The 21,811-nt window shown below is 32.1% G+C and carries 17 protein-coding genes; 6 read left to right on the forward strand and 11 right to left on the reverse strand.

Annotation, left to right across the window (positions count from 1 at the left end; all coding sequences use genetic code 11):
- Nucleotides 1-226 precede the first annotated feature (226 nt).
- Complete coding sequence (locus tag A3M9_RS0104410; RefSeq protein WP_035165841.1) at nt 227-979, forward strand: carboxylesterase; 753 nt, start codon at nt 227-229, stop codon at nt 977-979.
- A 13-nt stretch (nt 980-992) separates the two neighbouring features.
- Nucleotides 993-2,177 carry an MFS transporter gene (locus A3M9_RS0104415; RefSeq protein ID WP_027308142.1) on the forward strand — a complete coding sequence of 395 codons (1,185 nt, stop codon included), beginning with the start codon at nt 993-995 and terminating at the stop codon, nt 2,175-2,177.
- A gap of 330 nt (nt 2,178-2,507) precedes the next feature.
- On the opposite strand, the gene A3M9_RS0104420 is transcribed toward A3M9_RS0104415, so the two are convergent.
- From A3M9_RS0104420 to A3M9_RS0104430, 3 genes are all read right to left on the reverse strand, one after another.
- Nucleotides 2,508-3,788 (reverse strand): cyanophycinase, encoded by a 1,281-nt coding sequence (locus tag A3M9_RS0104420; RefSeq protein ID WP_027308143.1) that lies wholly within the window; start codon nt 3,786-3,788, stop codon nt 2,508-2,510.
- A gap of 157 nt (nt 3,789-3,945) precedes the next feature.
- On the reverse strand, nt 3,946-4,287 hold the full coding sequence (locus tag A3M9_RS0104425) for a hypothetical protein (RefSeq protein ID WP_027308144.1): 342 nt from the start codon (nt 4,285-4,287) through the stop codon (nt 3,946-3,948).
- A 105-nt stretch (nt 4,288-4,392) separates the two neighbouring features.
- On the reverse strand, nt 4,393-6,324 hold the full coding sequence (locus A3M9_RS0104430) for an OPT family oligopeptide transporter (RefSeq protein WP_027308145.1): 1,932 nt from the start codon (nt 6,322-6,324) through the stop codon (nt 4,393-4,395).
- 160 nt (nt 6,325-6,484) lie between these two features.
- Between A3M9_RS0104430 and A3M9_RS0104435 the strand changes: the two genes are divergently transcribed.
- Nucleotides 6,485-8,197 (forward strand): ABC transporter ATP-binding protein, encoded by a 1,713-nt coding sequence (locus A3M9_RS0104435; RefSeq protein WP_027308146.1) that lies wholly within the window; start codon nt 6,485-6,487, stop codon nt 8,195-8,197.
- Nucleotides 8,198-8,519: 322 nt separating this feature from the next.
- Here the strand turns inward: A3M9_RS0104435 and A3M9_RS0104440 are convergent, their stop codons facing one another.
- The 7 genes from A3M9_RS0104440 to nadA form a co-directional block, all read right to left on the reverse strand.
- Nucleotides 8,520-9,314 (reverse strand): ZIP family metal transporter, encoded by a 795-nt coding sequence (locus A3M9_RS0104440; RefSeq protein ID WP_027308147.1) that lies wholly within the window; start codon nt 9,312-9,314, stop codon nt 8,520-8,522.
- Nucleotides 9,315-9,884: 570 nt separating this feature from the next.
- A complete protein-coding gene (locus A3M9_RS13175) occupies nt 9,885-11,840 on the reverse strand; it encodes a M4 family metallopeptidase (RefSeq protein WP_051350590.1) in 1,956 nt (651 codons plus the stop codon).
- A 104-nt stretch (nt 11,841-11,944) separates the two neighbouring features.
- Nucleotides 11,945-12,511: a pyridoxal 5'-phosphate synthase glutaminase subunit PdxT gene (gene pdxT, locus A3M9_RS0104450; RefSeq protein ID WP_027308148.1), complete on the reverse strand. Its 567-nt coding sequence runs from the start codon at nt 12,509-12,511 to the stop codon at nt 11,945-11,947.
- A 1-nt stretch (nt 12,512) separates the two neighbouring features.
- A complete protein-coding gene (gene pdxS / locus A3M9_RS0104455; RefSeq protein ID WP_027308149.1) occupies nt 12,513-13,382 on the reverse strand; it encodes a pyridoxal 5'-phosphate synthase lyase subunit PdxS in 870 nt (289 codons plus the stop codon).
- A gap of 424 nt (nt 13,383-13,806) precedes the next feature.
- Entirely contained in the window at nt 13,807-14,634 is an 828-nt protein-coding gene (nadC, locus tag A3M9_RS0104460) for a carboxylating nicotinate-nucleotide diphosphorylase (protein WP_027308150.1), read from the reverse strand.
- Entirely contained in the window at nt 14,621-15,904 is a 1,284-nt protein-coding gene (locus A3M9_RS0104465) for an L-aspartate oxidase (RefSeq protein ID WP_027308151.1), read from the reverse strand. Before A3M9_RS0104465 ends, nadC begins: the two co-directional genes overlap by 14 nt.
- A 4-nt stretch (nt 15,905-15,908) precedes the next feature.
- Nucleotides 15,909-16,808, reverse strand: coding sequence for a quinolinate synthase NadA (nadA, locus tag A3M9_RS0104470; RefSeq protein WP_027308152.1), 900 nt, complete (start codon nt 16,806-16,808; stop codon nt 15,909-15,911).
- Nucleotides 16,809-17,496: 688 nt separating this feature from the next.
- Here nadA and A3M9_RS0104475 point away from each other — a divergent pair.
- Nucleotides 17,497-19,068, forward strand: a complete 1,572-nt coding sequence (locus tag A3M9_RS0104475) for a DEAD/DEAH box helicase (RefSeq protein ID WP_027308153.1) — start codon at nt 17,497-17,499, stop codon at nt 19,066-19,068.
- A 142-nt stretch (nt 19,069-19,210) separates the two neighbouring features.
- Nucleotides 19,211-19,372: a zinc-ribbon domain-containing protein gene (locus tag A3M9_RS0104480; protein ID WP_027308154.1), complete on the forward strand. Its 162-nt coding sequence runs from the start codon at nt 19,211-19,213 to the stop codon at nt 19,370-19,372.
- 506 nt (nt 19,373-19,878) lie between these two features.
- Here the strand turns inward: A3M9_RS0104480 and A3M9_RS0104485 are convergent.
- Nucleotides 19,879-20,097: a hypothetical protein gene (locus A3M9_RS0104485; protein ID WP_027308155.1), complete on the reverse strand. Its 219-nt coding sequence runs from the start codon at nt 20,095-20,097 to the stop codon at nt 19,879-19,881.
- Between the two features lie 159 nt (nt 20,098-20,256).
- On the opposite strand from A3M9_RS0104485, the gene A3M9_RS0104490 reads away from it, so the two are divergent.
- Nucleotides 20,257-21,351 carry a sensor domain-containing diguanylate cyclase gene (locus A3M9_RS0104490; RefSeq protein ID WP_027308156.1) on the forward strand — a complete coding sequence of 365 codons (1,095 nt, stop codon included), beginning with the start codon at nt 20,257-20,259 and terminating at the stop codon, nt 21,349-21,351.
- The last annotated feature ends 460 nt before the right edge of the window (nt 21,352-21,811 follow it).

Consider the following 21,811-nt stretch of genomic DNA (forward strand, 5'->3'; position numbering starts at 1 on the left):
AATTAATTCTTTAAATTTCTAAAAAATGTGGTAAAATATAAATTGACATAAACTTTCCCCTATGCGTTTTATTTTTTCTTTTGCATAGGGGCTTTTTTATCTTTTTAAAATTTTATTCAAAATTTAGAATAAATTTATAAATGATATTTTCTGAAAAATATTGACATTTGAAATAGTTTGTACAATAATGTAATTAAGAAAACCTTTTCTATAAGGGGGAGTTATTATGGAAACTACAGTTTTAGATGTTGACTTAAGAAAAGAATATTTATTTGAGGGAAATGATGATGGGTGTCTTATAATTCACGGGTTTACAAGTACTCCAGCGGAGCTTAGGCTTCTTGGAGAAAGGCTCCATTCAAAGGGATATACTGTTTATGGTGTAAGATTAAAGGGACACGGGACAAATGTTGAGGATATGGAGAAATGCACATATAAGGATTGGATAGATTCTGCAATTGAAGGGTACAATCTTTTAAAGAAAAGATGTAAAAAAATTCACGTGATAGGACATTCAATGGGATCACTTTTGGCACTATACATTGCAGAAAATTATGAAGTTGACAGCGTTTCAGCTTTAGCACCACCACTTTTTAATAAGAACAAAGCTGCAAACTTTGCATTTATTATAAAGTACTTTATGCGTTATAGTGAGTGGGAATCAAGAGAAAGGCCAGAGGAAGAAATGAAATATTTGCTTGGCTATAACAAGGTACCAATAAAGTCAGTTGATGAATTTAATAAGCTAAATAAAGTAGTAAGGAAGAATCTCTCAAAGATTGAGGCTCCACTTTTAATAGTTTATTCTACAAATGATGAAACGGTTGAACCAAGAAGTGCAGATTATTTAAACAACAGTGCAAAAAGTAAATTAAAGAGAATATGTAAATTAGAGAAGTCAGGTCATAATATAACAGTTGAGTGTGAAAGAGAAGATTGTTTTAAGGCTGTTTTAGAATTTTTATCTGAAATAAAATAAGGGGGATATTTTTATGAAGAAGAAGTTTGTTCCATATATTGTTGGACTTCCTAATTTGGGGGTTGGTCTGCTTTGGGCTATGAATATGTCAGTTATTCCGTTATTTGTATCGAAACTCAATGTATCAAATGCACAGCAGGGGCGTTTAATTTCAATGGGTGCCTTTACGGGTATATTTGTTCAATATTTAGTTGGTCTTTTAAGTGATAGAAGTAACTTTAAAATGGGAAAGAGAAAGCCATTTATGATAATGGGCTCAGTTCTTGCGGCGTTATTTTTAATTCTGTTACCTTATACAAATACCTATATGACAGCCTTTATGTTAGCATTTTTATTCTATTTCTTCTTAAATTTTTATCAAGGTCCATATTATTCATTGATTCCAGAGGCTGTAGATGAAAAGGAGCTTGGACTTGCAAATGGTTTTGCAAGAGTTGTAAGTGTAATTGGTAGTGCGATTATATTTATGTTGGGTCCAAGTCTTTGGGAAAAGAACTATAAATATCCATTTTATCTTGGAGCAATTTTAGGTCTTGTTACTGTTGTAATAACTGTATTCTTAGTTCGTGAAGACACTTCAAAGTATGAAAAACCTAATAAGGTTTCCTTTGATTTTATAAAGTTCCCATCAGTATTAAAACTATATCTTTCAGTATTTATGGTTTATATGTCCTTTGGATTTATTACGCCTTTCTTTGTAAAATATTGTACAACAAACTTAAATATATCAAACTCAGATGCTAATAATGCTCTACTAATATTAACACTTGCTGGTGCTGTATTTGCAGTTCCTATTGGAAAGCTTGCGGATAAAATAGAAAAGAGAAAGGTTCTTTTACTTGGTGTTGTATTATTTGCACTATCCCTTGCATTAGGTACGTTTGTTAAGAATAAGGCAGCACTATTTGTTATGATGACTGTTATAGGTATTGGATTTATAGCAATTCAAATTACAACTTATTCTATACTTGCAGAGATAGTTCCACCAGAAAGATTAGGTGAATTTATGGGTATGATGAACCTATTTATATCATTACCACAATTTTTAGCAAACAATATAATGGGATTTATGCTTGATAGGTTTGGGTATGGAGTATTTTTCCCAACTGCAGCAGTAGCAATGGTTATAGCAGGATTAATAATATTAACATCAAGATTCAATAAATATATAAGTAAAGGAATTTCATCATCATTATAAAAAGTTGGGCCTTTAGCCCAACTTCAGGCTGATAAAAAAGTTATATATTGATTAGCCCCATGAAGGATTTCTTGGGCATTCGTTCATTTCGCAAAGCAATTCTAAGCTTTTCTTTGTTTGAAAAAGTCCTACCCTCGTGATGCCATCGTCCTGATGGCCACTCGGCTCGGCACGTCCTGTGCCGAATTACGGACTTTTCCAAAGTCAAAAAGCTAAGAATTGCTAAAGCTCATGAAAGAGCCTAATAAAATCCTTTCATGGGGCTTTTTCAGATTTTTGCTAACAATTAGATTTGTCAACAATCTCAAGTTGGGCCTTTAGCCTAACTTTTTATTTGTGTGTTATTGTGATTTTTACAGGAATAATATCAAGAATTACATTTGTTACAGAATATGAATCACTATTTCCGTCTAAGTAAGCCCAATAACCCTGTGATTTTTCACCTTTTTTAAAGATGAGTTCAAAACCATCACCATTTGTATCGAAGGAATAACTTTTTACCTCATCAACACAATAATTGTCCATTAAGTCGAAGGAAAGAAGATTTCTTAATGAAGCATTTGGACTTAAAATACCTGAGTTTATAATTGGTCCTTCAATCTCATAATATTCATATCCACGAGTTGTTTCTTTTAGAGTATTTATCATAAACTTTCTGTTATTTATATTATATTTATCTCCTTTTTCTATATAGCTTATATCAACATTTTTAATTGCACCGTTATCTTCTTTATAAGCATTTTCAACGTCAAGAATAACAATTCCGCCACGACCAACTGCTTCTATTTCATTTTTACCTGAATAGTAAATGAGGGCTGTATTTTCATCTATACCAAATCCCAAATTAAATTTCTCTTTATTGGCAAGAAGAGTAACTATTAGCCTTCCTAATCTTGCTTTTCTATCAAAATGTTGATCAATTATTCCTTGATTAAAGAATCCCAGACCACGTGTTGCATAAACTGGACCTTGTTCTTGGTCATTATAATCTTCATATTTATCTGTAAAACCATACTTAAGAGCACCAAAGCTGTTTCCACCAGCTATCATTGGATTACTCATTACAGCAGCACCAGCACTTGTTCCGCCAATTACACCACCTCTGTTATACAAAGACCAAATTGCATCAAGAGCAGGTGTATTAGAACCATCTTTGTTATATAGAACTCCTGTTATTCTTGTTTGATCTCCACCAACAAACCATATACCTGTACATTTATCTATCATTTTTATAACTTCAGGGTTATTAACATTTTGAGCCCATTTAGATTCATCAACATTAGGAGTTGTTTTATCATCTCTAACAGCAATAGGTATTATATATATGTTTCTTTTCTTAACTCCATATTTTATCAAATCATTTTTAAAATCGTTACTGTATTTATAGGGTTTTGTACTTGCAGCACCTATAATACCTATAACAGCTTTTTTGCCACCTGATAATTCAATAAATTTCCTGTAGATGTCTCCGTTGCTGCTTTCGAGTGCACCACCTACAATTACAAGTGAGCCACTATTTTGCGTTAAATTATTACTTTTAGATAGAGTTATTGTGCTAAATAGAATAGATACAATCAGAAGTGATGTAAATAGAATCAGTCTCTTTTTCATAAAAAACCCCCCTAATTTAAATATTTTAAAATTATAAAGCAATTATTGTGCCAAATTTAATATAAGAAAGATGTTATATTGTAACATAATGGATAAAATTGGTTTAAAATGGATGGAGAATAAATACAAAAAGTCTTCAACTAAAATTGAAGACTTTTTACTTTAAAATCACTAACTTTTTTCCATCTGATTCTAATATCTGAATTTTATCTTGTTTCAAAAGAGAGTCAATTATACCTTTAACCATTTTCTTTGAATCAAGAACTGTCATTACTTTTCTACTCCAAAACACTTTTGCTGTAACACCTTCTATTTCCCTTTCAAGTTCTTTATATGTAGCAGATTTGTTTTTAGATAGATACTTTAATATTTTATCCCTGCATTTTATGTATAATTTGTTTGTTAACTCAGTAGGCAGATAATATTCCTTTGCACGTCCATATATGATTAAAAAAGCTGTAATTAGAGCGATTGATAATACATAAATTACGTATTTCATAATATTCCTCCTTTAAATTATAGTCATAATAAAAAGTGACTATAATTTATTTGTTAATAGGTTCCACATTGGTGTTAATACCAATGTGGAACCTAACTTAACTAATTATAAACTCTTTGTTTTATTAACTTGTTTTGTTTCTTTTTTGTCTTTTAATACAAAGTAAGCTAAACTTAAAGCAACAAGTAGGAATAATATTAGAGCACCCCATCTTCCTAAAACAGGATTCTTTAAACTGAAATCAATTTCAAAGTATGCAAAGAATGCTAAAATTACGCCCATTAAACCTTCACCAGCAATTAAGCCTGATGAGTAAAGTATACCCTTTTCAACTTTTTCTTTACGTTCACCTTCATCCTTTATCTTCTTGTCTACTATGCCTCTTACAATTCCACCAACCATAATTGGAGTTGACAAGCTAATTGGTAGATATAGTCCTATTGCGACAGGAAGTGATGGAATCTTAAATAGCTCAAGCATTAATGAAATAAATACACCCATAAATACAAGGTTCCAAGGAAGGTTTCCATCCATAATACCTTCAATTACAAGTTTCATAAGAGTAGCCTGTGGAGCACTTAATTCCTTTGAACCGAATGTATATGCCTGATGAAGCATAATTAATATAAATCCTATTATAGCAGCTGAAGCAAGAACTCCTATAAGTTCTCCAATCTGTTGTTTCCAAGGAGTTGCACCAACAAGGTAACCTGTCTTTAAGTCCTGTGATGTATCACCGGCTATTGCAGCAGCAGTGCAGACAACAGCACCAATAATTAGAGCAGCAATCATTCCTTCCTTACCATTATATCCAACTGCCTTTAGTATAACTGTTGAGAAAAGAAGTGTAGCAATAGTCATACCTGATACTGGGTTTGAAGAGCTTCCAACAAGTCCAACTATTCTTGATGAAACAGTTACAAAGAAGAAACCAAATATAGCAATTAGTATAGCACCCCATATTTTAACAGGAATTTGAGGAAGTACCGCCATAAGTACTATTAAAACAATTATACCAGCTATGACTAACTTTGGATTTAGGTCTGCATCTACTCTCTCAATCACACCTTGAGCCTTCTTACCATATCCCTTCATTGCTTGTCTAAATGAATTTACAATTGTAGGTATAGCCTTGATTAAGCTAACTATACCTCCAGTTGCAACTGCACCAGCACCGATATATCTTATGTAGTTTTTCCATATACCTCCAATACCAAGTTGTTTAATTGGCACTGAAGCTGGGAATATTGGATCGTTAATGTATTGACCAAAGAAATATATTGCAGGAATTAATACAAGCCATCCTAAAATTGCACCACCGAGCATATATGCAGAAATTTGAGGTCCTACTATAAAACCAACACCAAGTAACGCAGGATATACATCCATTCCTACCATAGCACCTTTATATTTTGGTATTTCAAAATCTATTGAAGTTGGGAATAACATAAATCCATCGCCAGCAAGCTTATAGATAAGTCCAACTAATGCACCAATAAATACATAGATTGCACCTGTTCCCCCTTCTTCACCTGCAACTAAAACTTCAGCACAGGCAACTCCCTCTGGATATGGAAGTTTTCCGTGTTCTTGTACTATTAAATATCTTCTAACAGGAATCATAAATAGAACACCAAGAGCACCACCAACAAAAGTTAATATACCCATTGTTAAAACACTTGGAGCCTCACCCCATAGGAATAGAGCAGGAATTGTAAAAATAGCACCTGCAGCAAGAGATTCACCAGCGGAAGCTATTGTTTGAACCATATTGTTTTCAAGTATTGATTTTCTTCTTAAAAGAACTCTAACAATTGCCATAGAAACAACAGCAGCTGGAATTGAAGCAGAAACAGTCATACCTACCTTAAGCCCAAGATATGCATTTGCGGCACCAAATAGAGCAGAAAGTAGAACACCAAGGATGAATGATAGTACTGTGAATTCAGGCATCTTCTTTTCTGACGGAACATATGGCACATATTTTTGTCCATCTTTTAGACCGTATGCCCCATCAGGAAGCCCTTTTCTTGACATAAAAAACCCCTCCCCATTTTAAGATTTTTATATTAAAATTTTATTTCTATAAAATCATTTTAATTCCTTCTAAATTTTTACTTAACTTTTTTTAACAAAATTAAACGTGTTTATTGTTTGAAATAAGATTATGGTTTAAAATTTAATAGGGGTGATTTATATGCTAAGGAGCTTTATAAAATACTATAGACCACATATTGGACTTTTTATATTAGATATGGTTTGTGCGGTTTTGATTGCGGCAACAGACCTTATATATCCTATGATAACAAGAAGAATGATAAATAATATTATTCCTTCTAAAAACATATCTTTAATCTTGAATATTGGAATTGTGCTTTTAGTTCTTTATATACTAAGAATGGTATTTGAGTATATTGTAGGATATTATGGACACGTTTTGGGTGTTAGAATGGAATATGATATGAGAAGAGATATGTTTTCTCATATACAGACATTACCTATTAGTTATTTTGACAACACAAAGACAGGTCAAATAATGTCGAGGATTGTAAATGACTTGAATGAAATATCGGAACTTGCACATCACGGGCCTGAGGACCTTTTTATTTCAACTCTTATGATACTTGGTTCGTTTATTCTACTATTAAGACTTAATGTAAAATTAACCCTAATAGTTTTTACAATAATACCTTTTATGATATATTTCACTATTGTATATAATTCTAAGATGAGGAGAAATTTTAGAAAAATAAGAGAAAGTTTAGCGGATGTGAATAGCAGATTAGAAGATTCAATATCAGGTATAAGAGTTGTAAAATCCTTTACTAATGAAGAATATGAAATTGATAAATTTGATGATGGTAACACTCAGTTTAAAAATTTAAGAACAAAGTCTGTAAAATACATAGGAATACTTCACGCTGGAATTAACTTTTTTTCAAATATATCAACTCTATCTGCACTAATTGCAGGTGGATACTTTGTAGCAAAGGGACAAATTGAAGTAGGAGATTTAGTTGCTTATCTACTCTATATAGGTCAATTTTTACAACCTGTAAAGAGATTAGCACAGTTTGTTGAGCAGTATCAAAGAGGAATGGCTGGATTTAAAAGATTTTATGAAGTTATGAATACAAAGCCAGATATTTTTGATAAAGAGGACGCAGTTGAGATAAAAAATGTAAGAGGAAAGGTTGAATTTAGGAATGTTAGTTTTAGTTACAACAATAAAAATACAGTTTTAGAGAATATTAATCTTAAGGCAAATGCAGGTGAGAGCATAGCAATTGTTGGCCCATCTGGTGTTGGCAAAACAACACTTTGCAGTTTAATTCCAAGGTTTTATGATGTAGATAGTGGAAGTATTTATGTTGATGATATAAACATAAAGGACATAAAACTTAAATCTTTAAGGCAAAACATTGGTATTGTTCAGCAGGATGTTTTTTTATTTGCAGGAACGATACGTGAAAATATAGCCTATGGTAAATTAGATGCAACAGAGGAGGAGATAATAAATGCAGCTAAGGCAGCAAATGCCCACGATTTCATAATGGAGCTTGAGGATGGATATGATACATATATAGGTGAGAGGGGAGTTAAACTATCAGGAGGACAAAAACAGAGGATATCCATAGCAAGGATGTTTCTTAAAAATCCACCAATTTTAATATTAGACGAAGCCACATCATCCCTTGATAATCAGAGTGAGGCTATAATTCAAAAGTCAATAGAAGAACTATCAAAAAACAGAACAACCTTCATAATTGCCCATAGGCTTGCAACTGTAAAGAAGGCAAAGAGAATAATAGTTCTAACAGAAAATGGAATAGAGGAAGAGGGAACCCATAGTGAGCTTATGCAGAAAAAGGGAGTTTATTACGAACTATACAAGACACAATTTGAATAGGATAGGCTTTATGCCTATCCTACGGATTGTTAACAAACCCACTTGTATACTAAAGCATGAAAAAGCCCCATGAAAGGATTTCAAAATGGCATATTTCATGAGCTTTAGCAATTATTGCTTTTCGACTTTGAAAAAGTCCGTAATTCGGCACAGGACGTGCCGAGCCGAGCGGCCATCAGGACGATGGCATCGCGAGGGTAGGACTTTTTCAAACAAAGAAAAGCTTAAAATTGCTTAGCGAAATGAACCGATGCCCAAGAAATCCTTCATGGGGCTAATCAATATATAACTTTTTAAACAGCCTGATAGGATAGTCTTATGCCTATCCTAATGCTACATCAAGAACCATCATCACTATAAATCCTATTAACGTCATAATGCTTATAAGTCCTTCGTTTCCTTCCGACTGTGATTCTGGTATAAGCTCCTTTACAACAACATAAATCATTGCACCAGCTGCAAAGGATAGGGCATAAGGTAGTATAGCCCTTATATACACAACAAGATAAGCACCGATTACAGAAGAGATGGGTTCTACAAGAGCAGATGCCTGACCATACATAAAACTTTTAAAGGAGGACAATCCTTCTCGTTTTAAAGGCAGAGAAACTGCAGCACCTTCTGGAAAGTTTTGTATTCCTATACCAATAGCAAGAGAAACTGCTGCAGCAAGAGCTGCTGCACTATACCCAAAGTTTAGGGCACCAAATGCAACTCCTATTGCAAGGCCTTCAGGAATGTTGTGTAGTGTTATAGCAAGTATAAGTAAAAACATTCTTCTCCAAATATTTTCTTCTTCTGTTTCTTTTTTGTGTATTTTACCAGCTAAAAAGTCTGTTAATCTAATAAATAAGCCTCCAAACAAAAAACCAAATGCAGTTGGGAAAATAGGGTTATATCCTAATTCATCTGCAAGTTCTATTGCGGGTGAAAGAAGTGACCAAAAGCTTGCTGCAATCATAACACCTGCTGCAAATCCCATCATACTATTTAAAATTTTTTTGTTGACATCCTTAAAAAAGAATACAATAGATGCACCAAGAGCAGTAATAAGCCAAGTAAAAAGTCCTGCTAATAGTGCAAGTAATAAAGGAGAAAAATTATTTAATGCATTCAAAATACCACCCCCTATTAATTTAGAATATTTAGAAGGGGTGGTTTTTGTTACACAAAAAATAAAAAGCAAAGAGCACATAACAATCTACCTTGCACCAACATAGATGGTTTATTACCCAACTGCAATCTCTCGACTGCAATAGAGCAGTTCGCCACCTAAGCAGATGGTTCGTTCGACTATAAAGGATATCTAATTAGCTATATACAACCTTTCGGCTGTATATAACCAAGTTTCGTGTGGGCCCCAACACGAATATCAACACCCTTTATAATCTTAGCTCGACCCTTTAGGATAGATTGGAACCATATTATAATCATATGATGAATATACGACTATAATATAGCTTTTCTCAACCCTAAAGAATCTTCCCTCCGACTATATATAAGCCCAAATAGATGGACCTATATATAATCTTTGGTCGACCTATATACACCCATGCCAGGGAGCATATATAGATCTTAGCTCAACTGTTATATACCCTTTGCTTATATTAATAATATTTCCTCAAATTTAAAATCCTATACGTAAATATAAAAGCTATTGGGGCTGATTGCCCAATAGCTTTATTTTTTAATATATATATGGTGTTAAAGTATATTTTTGTGTATTACTGTATGATCCATTATATCCTATAACTAAAATATAATAATACCCTGTGTATTTTGCTTTATATACAATTCTTTCCGATGATCCATATCCGTTTTCTGAGTAGGCTACTAATGTGCCAGATTGATTATATAGGTATAAGTCGTAATCCCCAGGAACATTAGTTAAATTAATATCTACATATTTACCATTATTCACATAAATTTTATAAAAATCTTTATCTGAAGGAGTAAATATATATGATGAATAACTTGTGGAAGAATATACTCTATATGCTTGGGAAATAGTATCGTTAGGTTCATATAAATCAGTTGTTTGATAAATGCCAACTTGATCAAATGCCCAACCGACAGCTTGAGCTTCGGTACTATTTGTACCATACAAATCTTTAGCTGACTGTATTAATCCCAACCTTGCATTATAGAAGTTAGTGCTACTTGTAAAATATGTGGTTAAAGCACGATAGTATATTCTTGCTGTTTTTTCACAGCCTATACTTTGAGCTATTAGAAAAGCAGCTTTATTTGGGATTCCTGAATTAATATGAACACCTCCATTGTCATCGGAAGTATAAACATAATTGTTCATATGGTCGGGTTGATTATAAAGTGTAGGATTTGATAGACTTCTTAAGGCATCATTAGGTGTTGAAGGAGTATAAATGTCATCACCAATTACCCAATCTGATACGTTAAATTGCCACTGTCCTCCATTAGCTACGTTATATTTGTCATATGTTTCTACTAAAACGCCAAATACGTCTGCTAATGATTCGTTTAGAGCACCTGATTGGTCTTTATATGTTAAATTTGCTGTATGAGTAATTACTCCATGAGTCATTTCGTGTGCAACAACATCTAAATCTCCTGATAGAGCTCTAAATAATGTGCCATCTCCGTCTCCATAAACCATTTGAGTACCATCCCAAAATGCATTATTATATTTACTACCGTAATGCACAGTAGATATTAGACTCATACCATTATTATCTAAGCTGTTTCTATTAAATAAATTTTTATAAAATTGATAAACTACCCCTGCATAATAATGAGCACTAACACCTGCTGAATCGTTAATTGTTGTTGTAGCAGAATAAATTGTATTTCCGGGATACGTTTGTCTGTTGTTTGCTGATGTCGTTTGAATATAGCTATTTGTTGGTCTTGTTATGTCTTTTGTGTAATAATAAGAACCTTCTTGATAAAGAATTAAAGTTTTTGTTGTACCATCAACAGCTGTCCCATTGCCATAGACTACTCCATCATATCTAATATTGCTGGTGATATTTATAACTCTTCCGCTATAAACGTCTATATAAACTTCCCAATTACCTATTTCAGGCTCATTATACTGAATATTTATTTTATAGGTTTGATAGTATTTGTTATCATCTGGATTTTTATAGATGACAACTTTAACTGTAGGTGGTGTACGTAGTTCTTTGAATTGAAATTGTGATTTTGCAATTTCTACTGCTTGAATTTCAGGAAGAACGGATGTAGAGTCTTTAGCAATACTTATGTTATCAATAATTTGACCAGTTATTTTTTTAAGAACTTTATTTTTTACGTGTGCAATAATTTCTTGACCTTCTATTGGTATTCCATTATACTGCTGATTAAATTTTACATGAGTAAAACCGAGTTCATCCTTAAATTCTGAAATTTTTTGTAGTTTAATTTGATTATTTAAATCAAATTTATCTTTATTTTCATTAATAACTTTTTCTAATGTATTTTCATCTAAATTAGCTTGTAAGTTTACATCTAAATCGTGGAATAAATTTATTTGTTTAGCTTTAATTTCTTCTTGTAAATTATTTTCTAAAGGATTTTGCATTAGTTTTTTAGGAGACGCAAAAGTTGAAGTGGTAAATGCAAAAAGTAATATAAGAGTTGCTGAAAAAAGTTTTTTAAACATCAAATCCTCCTATATGAAATATTCTAATAAAAATATATATTTACAATAAAATAAAATTATTACACAAAGTCTCAAAATGTACAAAACATTTTGAGACTTTATATTTATTTAATCATATTAATAAAATACCTATGAAAGCTCAAATCATCTGTTAGTTCAGGATGGAAAGAAGTTACTAAAATATTATTTTGCTTTGCAGCGACTATTTTATCTTCAACTTTGTGGATGATGTGAACATTATTACCTACTTCGCGTATATAGGGAGCCCTTATAAATACTAATTCAATAGGCTTATTTGATACTTCAGGTATTATATCAATCCTTTTAAAACTATCAATTTGACTACCAAAGGCATTCCTTTTAACCTTTATATCCATAACCTGAAGATGCCTTCTCTCATCGTTTTCTATTTCCTTTGCCAGTAGAATCATACCTGCACAGGTTCCCCAAGTTGGTAGACCAGATTGAATCAATGCCTTTAAAGGAAGAAATATATTAGTATCCTTTAAAAGTTTACCGATTGTTGTGCTCTCACCGCCAGGTAGAATAATTCCATCTATATTTTTTAAATCATCAATTTTTTTTACTTCAATTGCTTCAATATCAAGTTTTTTTAGATGATTAATATGCTCAATTACTCCACCCTGAAGAGATAAAACACCAATTTTCATTTTACCATCCTCTTTCTGCAAAATTACTATCTAAATTTTTAATTTCAATTCCAAACATAGCATCACCTAAATCTTCTGATATTTCAGATAGTATCTTTGGTTCATTATAATAAGTAGTAGCCATTACTATTGCCTTTGCTCTTTTTTCAGGATTTTGAGATTTAAAAATTCCAGAACCTACAAATACTCCTTCTGCACCTAATTGCATCATAAGTGCAGCATCAGCAGGTGTCGCTATTCCTCCTGCAGCAAAGTTTACAACCGGCAGTCTACCATTTTTCCATACATATCTCACAAGTTCATAAGGTGCATTTAATTCTTTACTAATTGTCATCAAAGATTCTTCACTTGCTGATTGAACCATCTTTATTTCTTCATTCATTTGCCTTAAGTGCCTTACAGCTTCTACTACATTTCCAGTTCCAGCTTCACCCTTTGTTCTTATCATAGAAGCACCTTCACCAATTCTTCTTAAAGCCTCGCCTAAATTCCTTGCACCACAAACAAAGGGTACTTTAAAATTCCATTTATTGATGTGATACTTTTCATCAGCAGGTGTTAAAACTTCGCTTTCATCAATAAAGTCTATATTTAAGGCTTCAAGTATTTGTGCTTCAACAAAGTGTCCAATTCTTACTTTAGCCATAACAGGAATAGAAACAGCGGATTTTATTTCTTTAATAAGCTTAGGGTCTGACATTCTTGCAACTCCACCTTGTTTTCTAATGTCAGCAGGAACCCTCTCAAGTGCCATTACAGCACAGGCACCAGCTTTTTCGGCAATTTCGGCCTCCTTTGCACAGGTTACATCCATAATCACTCCACCCTTTAGCATCTTTGCAAGGTCCTTGTTTAATTCATAGCGTTCCATAATAAAAATTCCCCCTTTTAATAAAAATGTTACGATACAATTTAAAAGTGTTATACTCATAATATAGATACATTTATTTCTTTATTTTGTCAATAAAAAAATCTGCCTAATTTAGGCAGATGAGATTGTTGACAAACCTGTTTGTTATCTAAAATATGAAAAAGCCCCATGAAAGGATTTCAATTGGCTCTTTCATGAGCTTTAGCAATTCTTAGCTTTTCGACTTTGGAAAAGTCCGTAATTCGGCACAGGATGTGCCGAGCCGAGCGGCCATCAGGATGATGGCATCGCGAGGGTAGGACTTTTTCAAATAAAGAAAAGCATAGAATTGATTAGCGAAATGAACAAATGCCTAAGAAATCCTTCATGGGGCTAATCAATATATAACCTTTTCAACAGCCTGATCTGCCTAATTTAGGCAGATTTAAACTATTTTTAAACTTAAATCTAATGATTTATATGAATGAGTTATGTACCCCGTTGATATAAAATCTACGTTTGCTTCAGCAACTTCTCGTATATTTTCTAAATTTACATTTCCTGACACTTCAATCAAAGCTTTTCCATTAATAATAGATACAGCTTTTTTTATATCTTCAATATTCATATTATCAAGCATTATAATATCAACATTGCATTCTAAGCATTCTTTAACCATATCAATTGTTTCAGTTTCAACTTCAATTTTTTTAAGATAACCATATTTAGATCTAACCATATCTACAGCCCTTTTGATAGAGCCTGCAGCCTTTATATGGTTGTCCTTTATTAAAATACCATCAGATAGGTTAAAGCGATGATTCATAGCACCACCAATACTGGTTGAATATTTTTCAAGTATTCTTAAAGTTGGAGTTGTTTTTCTTGTATCTAATAGTTTTGTCTTTGTACCCTCAAGTTTTTTAACAAATTGCCAAGTTGTTGTTGCAATACCGCTCATTCTTTGTATAAAGTTTAAGGCAGTTCGTTCTCCAATTAATATATTTTGCGTACTTCCATATAGGGTACAAACTACATCTCCACTTTTAATTAAACTTCCATCTTCAAAATTTGTAGTACATACAACATCACCTAATATATCAAAAACCCTTTTAAATACAAAAGTTCCTGCAATTATTCCATCTTGTTTAGCTATAAGCTTTGCAGTTGATTTCATATTTTTATCTATAATAGCTTCAGTAGTTAAATCTATATAATTGATATCCTCATTTAAGGCCTTTTTTATAATTTCATCTATTTCAAACAAGTTCATCACTTATATCACTCCTATATTTTTTTAAAAGATTTTTAAAAAGAATTTTATTTTCTAAAGCAATTTCATCTATATTTTTATTGCAATCTAAGATTTCAACTTCTTTATTATAGATGTTTTTATTAATATAATTTGCACATCTTCTACCAAAGACAAGACCCTCAAGAAGGGAGTTGCTGGCAAGCCTATTATTTCCGTGAAGACCTGTACAGCTTACTTCACCAACTGCAAATAGATTGTTCATTGAAGTTCTTGATAATTCATCAACTTCAATACCACCCATATAATAATGTTGTGCAGGGCGTATAGGTATTGGTGATTTAGTTATATCTATACCATAATCAAGGCAAGTATTGTATATTAGAGGAAATCTTTTTTTAATATATTCATTATTTAAATGGGATATATCTAAATAAACATATTGACAATTATTTAATTTTAATTCTTCCCATATTTTGTTTGCTACTTTATCCCTTGGTAGGAGTTCATTAACAAATCGTTGACCATAGATGTTTTTGAGAATTGCTCCTTCACCCCTTAAGCTTTCTGAAATCAAAAACATTCTGTCTGCTGATTTTTGGTATAGTGCAGTAGGGTGAAATTGTATATAGTCTATATCTTTAAGCTTGATATTATGTCTTAGGGAAATAGAAAGTGCATCTCCTGTTAAAATTCTTGTATTAGTTGAGTTTTTAAAAAGTCCTCCTATTCCTCCAGTAGCAAGTACTGTATATTTTGAGTAAATATTTAATAATTTATCATTATTTAAAAATATACCTCCAAGGCATTTATTGTTTTTTACAATTAAGTCGATAAGAGTAGTGTTTTTGATTATTTTAATATTTTTTCTATCTTTTAACTTTAAAGAAAGGGTTTCTATTACGTGTTTACCTGTATAATCCTTATGGTGAACAATTCTGTTTTTACAATGTCCACCTTCCTTGGTATAGAGTAGTTGTCCATTTATTGAATCAAATTTAACTCCAAAATTAATGAGCGAATTAATCACATCCTTCGATTCCTTTGCAACTATATATACAACTTCAGGTTTGTTTTTATAATTTCCAGCGTTTAATGTATCAATTATAAAGTCTTCAATGTCATTTTCATCGTAAACAGTTGAAATTCCACCCTGAGCAAGATAAGAATTTGAGTCTGTTATATTAGATTTTGTAACAAGAATAACGTTTATATTTTCATCTAAATTTAAAGCTGTAAAAAGTCCAGCAATCCCAGTCCCTACAATTAAAACATCCGTAGTTAAATTCATAATATCACCCTGCAAGTTCAATCATTTTCATTAAAGACTTTAGTGCTAAATTTGAAATTTCCTCATCAACTGTAATAGAGTGTTTTTTATAGAGTAGAGAGTTATAAATGTCCTCAAGTGTTGTCTTTTTCATATTTATACAAGTTGCAGTAGTACCTGGAACATAAAAGTTTTTATTAGGATTGTTTTGTTTTAGGGTATGTATAACACCATCTTCAGTTGCAATTAAATAGTTTTTATAATCTGTTTTATTTGCAAAGTCGATAATCTCCTTTGTACTTCCTAAAAAATCAGCAACTTCTCTAACCTCGCTATTGCATTCTGGATGGGCTAAAACCACAAGGTTATTAATTTTTTCTTTTAAGCTGATAATATGTTTTACTTGTATTCTTTGATGAGTAGGACAAAACCCATCCCAAATTATAAATTTTTTGTTAGGAAATTTATTTTTTATATGTTCTCCTAAATTTTTATCAGGCAAAAAAACAATTTTGTCATTTTCGATTCTGCTTATTATTTTCTCTGCATTTGAGGATGTTACAACAACATCACACAATGCCTTTACATCTGCACTTGTATTTATATAACATACAAATGTATAATCAGAGTATTTTTCTTTAAATTCCTTTAGAGTTTCGATACTAACCATATCTGCTAGAGGGCAGAGGGCATCTAAAACTGGAAGTAATATTTCCTTTTCTGGAGACAATATTTTGGCACTTTCTGCCATAAAGTGTACACCTGCAAATACAATAGTTTTATTTTTGCATTTTTTAGCTATTTGACTTAAATAAAAGGAGTCGCCAACATAGTCTGCGATATCTAAAACTTCAGCTCTTTGATAGTTGTGAGCAAGAATTATTGCATCTAAATCTTTTTTAAGTTTTATAATTTTATCCCTCAAACTTTACACCTCACTTTACACCTGTATTTACATATATCATATATCATAAAATTATAATTTTCAATCCATTTAAAAGGTCAAAATAAAAAAGCTGTGATGCTATAGTGCTATCACAGCTTTATAACTAAGTTTAAAATAAAGAAAAAGGAAAGAGCACATAACAGTCTACCTTGCACCAACATAGATAGTTTATTACCCAACTGCAATCTTTCGACTGCAATAGAGCAGTTCGCCACCTAAGCTGATGGTTCGTTCGACTATAAAGGATATCTACCCAGCTATATACAACCTCTCGGCTGTATATAACCAAAAATCACCCAGGCCTAAAAGTGAAATCCCAATACCCTCTACAATCTTAGCTCGACCCTTTAGGATAGATTGGAACCATATTATAATCAAATAAAAAGTTCGACTATAATATAGCTTTTCTCAACCCTAAAGAATCTTACCTCTGACTATATATAAGCCCAAGTAGATGGACCTATATATAATCTTTGGTCGACCTATATACACCCCTGCCAGGGAGCATATATAGATCTTAGCTCAACTGTTATATACCCTTACCTTACATTATTATTAATGCCCTGTTTTAAAAAAAATATTCATATGTTTATTTAAAATTTTTGTTGCTTTTTTTGAAAATTACACATAATATTAATATATTAAACAAAATAAAAGGTGGTATAATATGACAACATTAAAATTTAACGAACTAAACCTATCAAAGGAGTTACTCAAGGCAATTGCAGACCTTGGATATGAAGAAGCAACTCCTATACAAAGTCAAGCAATTCCTATTGTATTAGAGGGACACGATGTAATAGGTCAGGCACAGACGGGAACTGGAAAGACAGCAGCCTTTTCAATACCTGTTATCGAGAGAATAGATACAAGCAAAAAACAAATACAAGCACTGATTTTGTGTCCAACAAGAGAACTTGCAATACAGGTTAGTGAGGAGATAAAAAAACTATCCTCCTATAAGAAGGGAGTATATGCACTTCCTGTGTATGGAGGTCAAGCGATTGAAAGACAAATACAAGCTCTTAAAAAAGGGGTGAATATAGTAATAGGCACTCCAGGTAGAGTTATTGACCATATAAATAGAGGAACAATTAAATTAGACAATTTAAAGATGATTGTTCTTGACGAAGCAGATGAAATGCTAAATATGGGATTCATTGAGGATATTGAGTTTATATTGAGTAATGCACCAAAGGAAAGACAAACACTTTTATTTTCTGCAACAATGCCAAAGCCCATATTAGAACTTACTCAGAAATATCAAAATAATCCTAAGATGGTTAAAATAGTTCAAAAGGAACTTACTGTTCCAACAATTGAACAAATCTATATAGAAGTTAGAGAGGCAGATAAAATAGAAGTTTTATCAAGACTTTTAGATATACATAATCCAAAACTATCTTTAGTATTCTGTAATACAAAAAAGAAGGTAGATGAAGTGTCTATGAGCCTTCAAGCAAGAGGTTATCTTGCGGATGGGCTTCACGGTGATTTGAAACAGCTACAAAGAGATAAAGTAATGCAAAAGTTTAGAAACGGCTTAATTGAAATACTTATAGCAACTGATGTTGCAGCAAGGGGTATTGATGTTGAAAATGTTGAGATGGTATTTAACTATGATGTACCACAGGACATTGAAAACTATGTTCATAGAATAGGAAGAACAGGAAGAGCAGGTAGAGAAGGGAAGGCATATACCTTTATATCAGGAAAGGAAATATATAAATTAAAGGATATACAAAGGTATACAAAAACAAAGATTAAGATGGGTAAAATACCAACAATAAATGATGTTGAAGAAAGAAAGATATCAGCTCTAATCGACAACATAAAAGAGATAATAAATGAAGGTGGACTTGAAAGATATGCAGGTATAATTGAAAGAATAGTCGGTGATGAATATACTTCATTAGATATTGCATCAGCTCTTCTAAAGATGACAATGAAGTTAGATGAAAAATATGATGAAGATGTTCAAGATATAGAGCAGGATAGAGAAATGACAAGGTTGTTCATTAATATAGGTAAGAATCAAAAGATATCACCAAGGGATATTGTTGGTGCCTTTGCAGATAAGGTTAAAATACCTGGTGACTTGATTGGAAGCATAGACATATATGACAAATTCTCCTTTGTAGAGGTTCCGAGGGAATATGCAAAGGAAGTAATGAAGATAATGAATGAAAATACTATAAAAGGCAAAAAAGTAAATATTGAAATTGCTAAGAAAAAATAAAATATTTTGCTTGCAATTACATTGAATATGTGTTATAGTAATAAAGTACCCGAAAGACAGATCAACATTCTCCTTGTATAGCCTTGGAAATGTTGTACCTGGTCTTAAGGAAAAAAGGTTATATTTTAGGAGGAATGTTGAAATGGCAGACAAGAATTTAGTATGTGTAGACTGTGGTAAGGAGTTCATCTTCACAGAAGGAGAACAACAATTCTACGCTGAAAAGGGATTTGAAAACGAACCAAAGAGATGCCCAGAATGCAGAAAAGCAAGAAAGCAACAAAAGAGAAACTTCAATAGATAAGAAGTTAAAAGCAGCGAAAAGCTGCTTTTTTTTGTGGTGGTTATATAATATATAACTCAGGCTGTTGAAAAAGTTATATATTGATTAGCTCCATGAAGGATTTCTTGGGCATTGATTCATTTCGCTAATCAATTCTAAGCTTTTCTTTGTTTGAAAAAGTCCTACCCTCGCGATGCCATCGTCCTGATGGCCGCTCGGCTCGGCACGTCCTGTGCCGAATTACGGACTTTTTCAAAGTCGAAAATCAAGAATTGCTAAAGCTCATGAAAAATGCCATTTTGAAATCCTTTCATGGGGCTTTTTCATACTTTAGCTAACAAGTGGGTTTGTCAACAATCTGGGTTATATAATATATAACTTTATAATTGAAATTACGCTGTTCTTAAATATTAAAAAATTTCAATCGATTTTTCTACATATATTGACAAAAAATATTAATCTGTTATTATTAAAGTATAAAGATAATTATTATTTATTAATAACATTTAAACAATCCCCCAACACCATTAAATCCTCCCAAAATAGGCTGCATTGCAGCCTATTTTTTTAGTTTTTTTTCTAAGACTTGGTTCCATAGCACCTGTATCAATGTTTTTTATATTTGATTCAACGTGTTTAAATGTGCAGGGTTTGCCTTCGCAGTAGGATTCAACTGCTCTATCATCTGTTGGATACATTTCTGTAACCTCTGGTGGTACACTGTTTTTAAATTCTTTTTTAGTCATAAACACACCTCCATTAATATTATTTCAATTTAGCTGACATAAGATACTATTATTAAATAAATAAAAATGTTCAAAAAATATCAAAAATGTTTTATAATTATATTATGTTTAAGTTAATAAATAACTATAATGTGCTATACTTTTTTAGGGGGAATATATTTGAGACCTTTTTTTGCTGTTTTAATTCTTTTACTATCTTTTGTTCTTCTAATACTTCATAATCAATACATTAAATTGAGGCAAAAATATGAGAGGGAGGTAGATTTAAATAATTTACTAATTGAAATCTCTAAAGAGTTAATGGCATATAAGGATGTAAATAAGCTCTTTAAAAAGATATTAGTAGATACTTTAAAAATTGTAGAAGAGGGGGATGCAGGCAGTATACTTGTTTATAACAAACAAAAGGATTGTATGGAGTATGTGGCAGCAATAGGATATGATATAGATGAGCTTAAAAAAGTTAATTTTAATAAAGATGAGCTGTATTTATATAAGCTAAACAGGTTAAATGCTGCAGATATAATAAAAAATCCACGTTACTTTGATAGCGAATTTATAGATAATGAAAAGTATAGGATGCTGCTTGAAATGAATGCATTAGAGATTAAGTCAACTTTAAGTGCCCCTATTTATATAGATGGTGAATTTTATGGAGTAATAAATATCGATAATCTTAATAAGGTAGATGCCTTTACAAATAAGGATATTGAGCTTATTGAATTTTTAGTAAAGCAACTGGAAGCTTCTATAAAAAATGCTATTTTACTTGAAGAATTAAAGTATGCTTTAAGAAGGGACAAACTAACAGACGTATATAATAGAAGATGTTTTGAAGAAATACTTGAGAAGGAAATAAAAAGAGCAGCAAGATATGGAAATAGCTTTAGTATTGTACTAATTGATTTAGATGATTTCAAACCAATAAATGATACCTATGGGCATAAAATGGGAGATAGGGCACTAAAATATTTTGCGGATATATTAAAGAAAAATTTAAGAGATACAGATGTGGTTGCAAGGTTAGGTGGAGATGAATTTGTATTACTTCTGCACGGAGCAGATGAGAATAAATCAGAGGGTAAGATTGGATTTATAAAAAATTATTTAAGAGAAAATCCTTTTAAAGAAATAGTTATTGATTTTAGCTATGGTATATGTGAATATAGGGATGGAATGGATATGGATACTCTGATGACCAAGGCAGACGATAAAATGTATGAACAAAAAAGGATAAAAAAGGTGGAAAGATAGAGCAGGCTGTTGAAAAAGTTATATATTGATTAGCCCCATGAAGGATTTCTTGGACATTCGTTCATTTCGCTAATCAATTCTAAGCTTTTCTTTATTTGAAAAAGTCCTACCCTCGCGATGCCATCGTCCTGATGGCCGCTCGGCTCGGCACGTCCTGTGCCGAATTACGGACTTTTTCAAAGTCGAAAANTTTGAAAAAGTCCTACCCTCGCGATGCCATCGTCCTGATGGCCGCTCGGCTCGGCACGTCCTGTGCCGAATTACGGACTTTTTCAAAGTCGAAAAGCTAAGAATTGCTAAAGCTCATGAAAGAGCCTTTTGAAATCCTTTCATGGGGCTTTTTCATACTTTAGCTAACAAGTGGGTTTGTCAACAATCTGAGAGGCATTTTTGCCTCTTTTTATTTTGCTTGCAGGAAAAATAAAAAATTAATAGAAGTAATATTTAACGCAACATAATT

This window comes from Caloramator sp. ALD01, from assembly GCF_000472625.1.
GTDB classification, from domain to species: Bacteria; Bacillota; Clostridia; order Clostridiales; family Caloramatoraceae; genus Thermobrachium; species Thermobrachium proteoclasticum.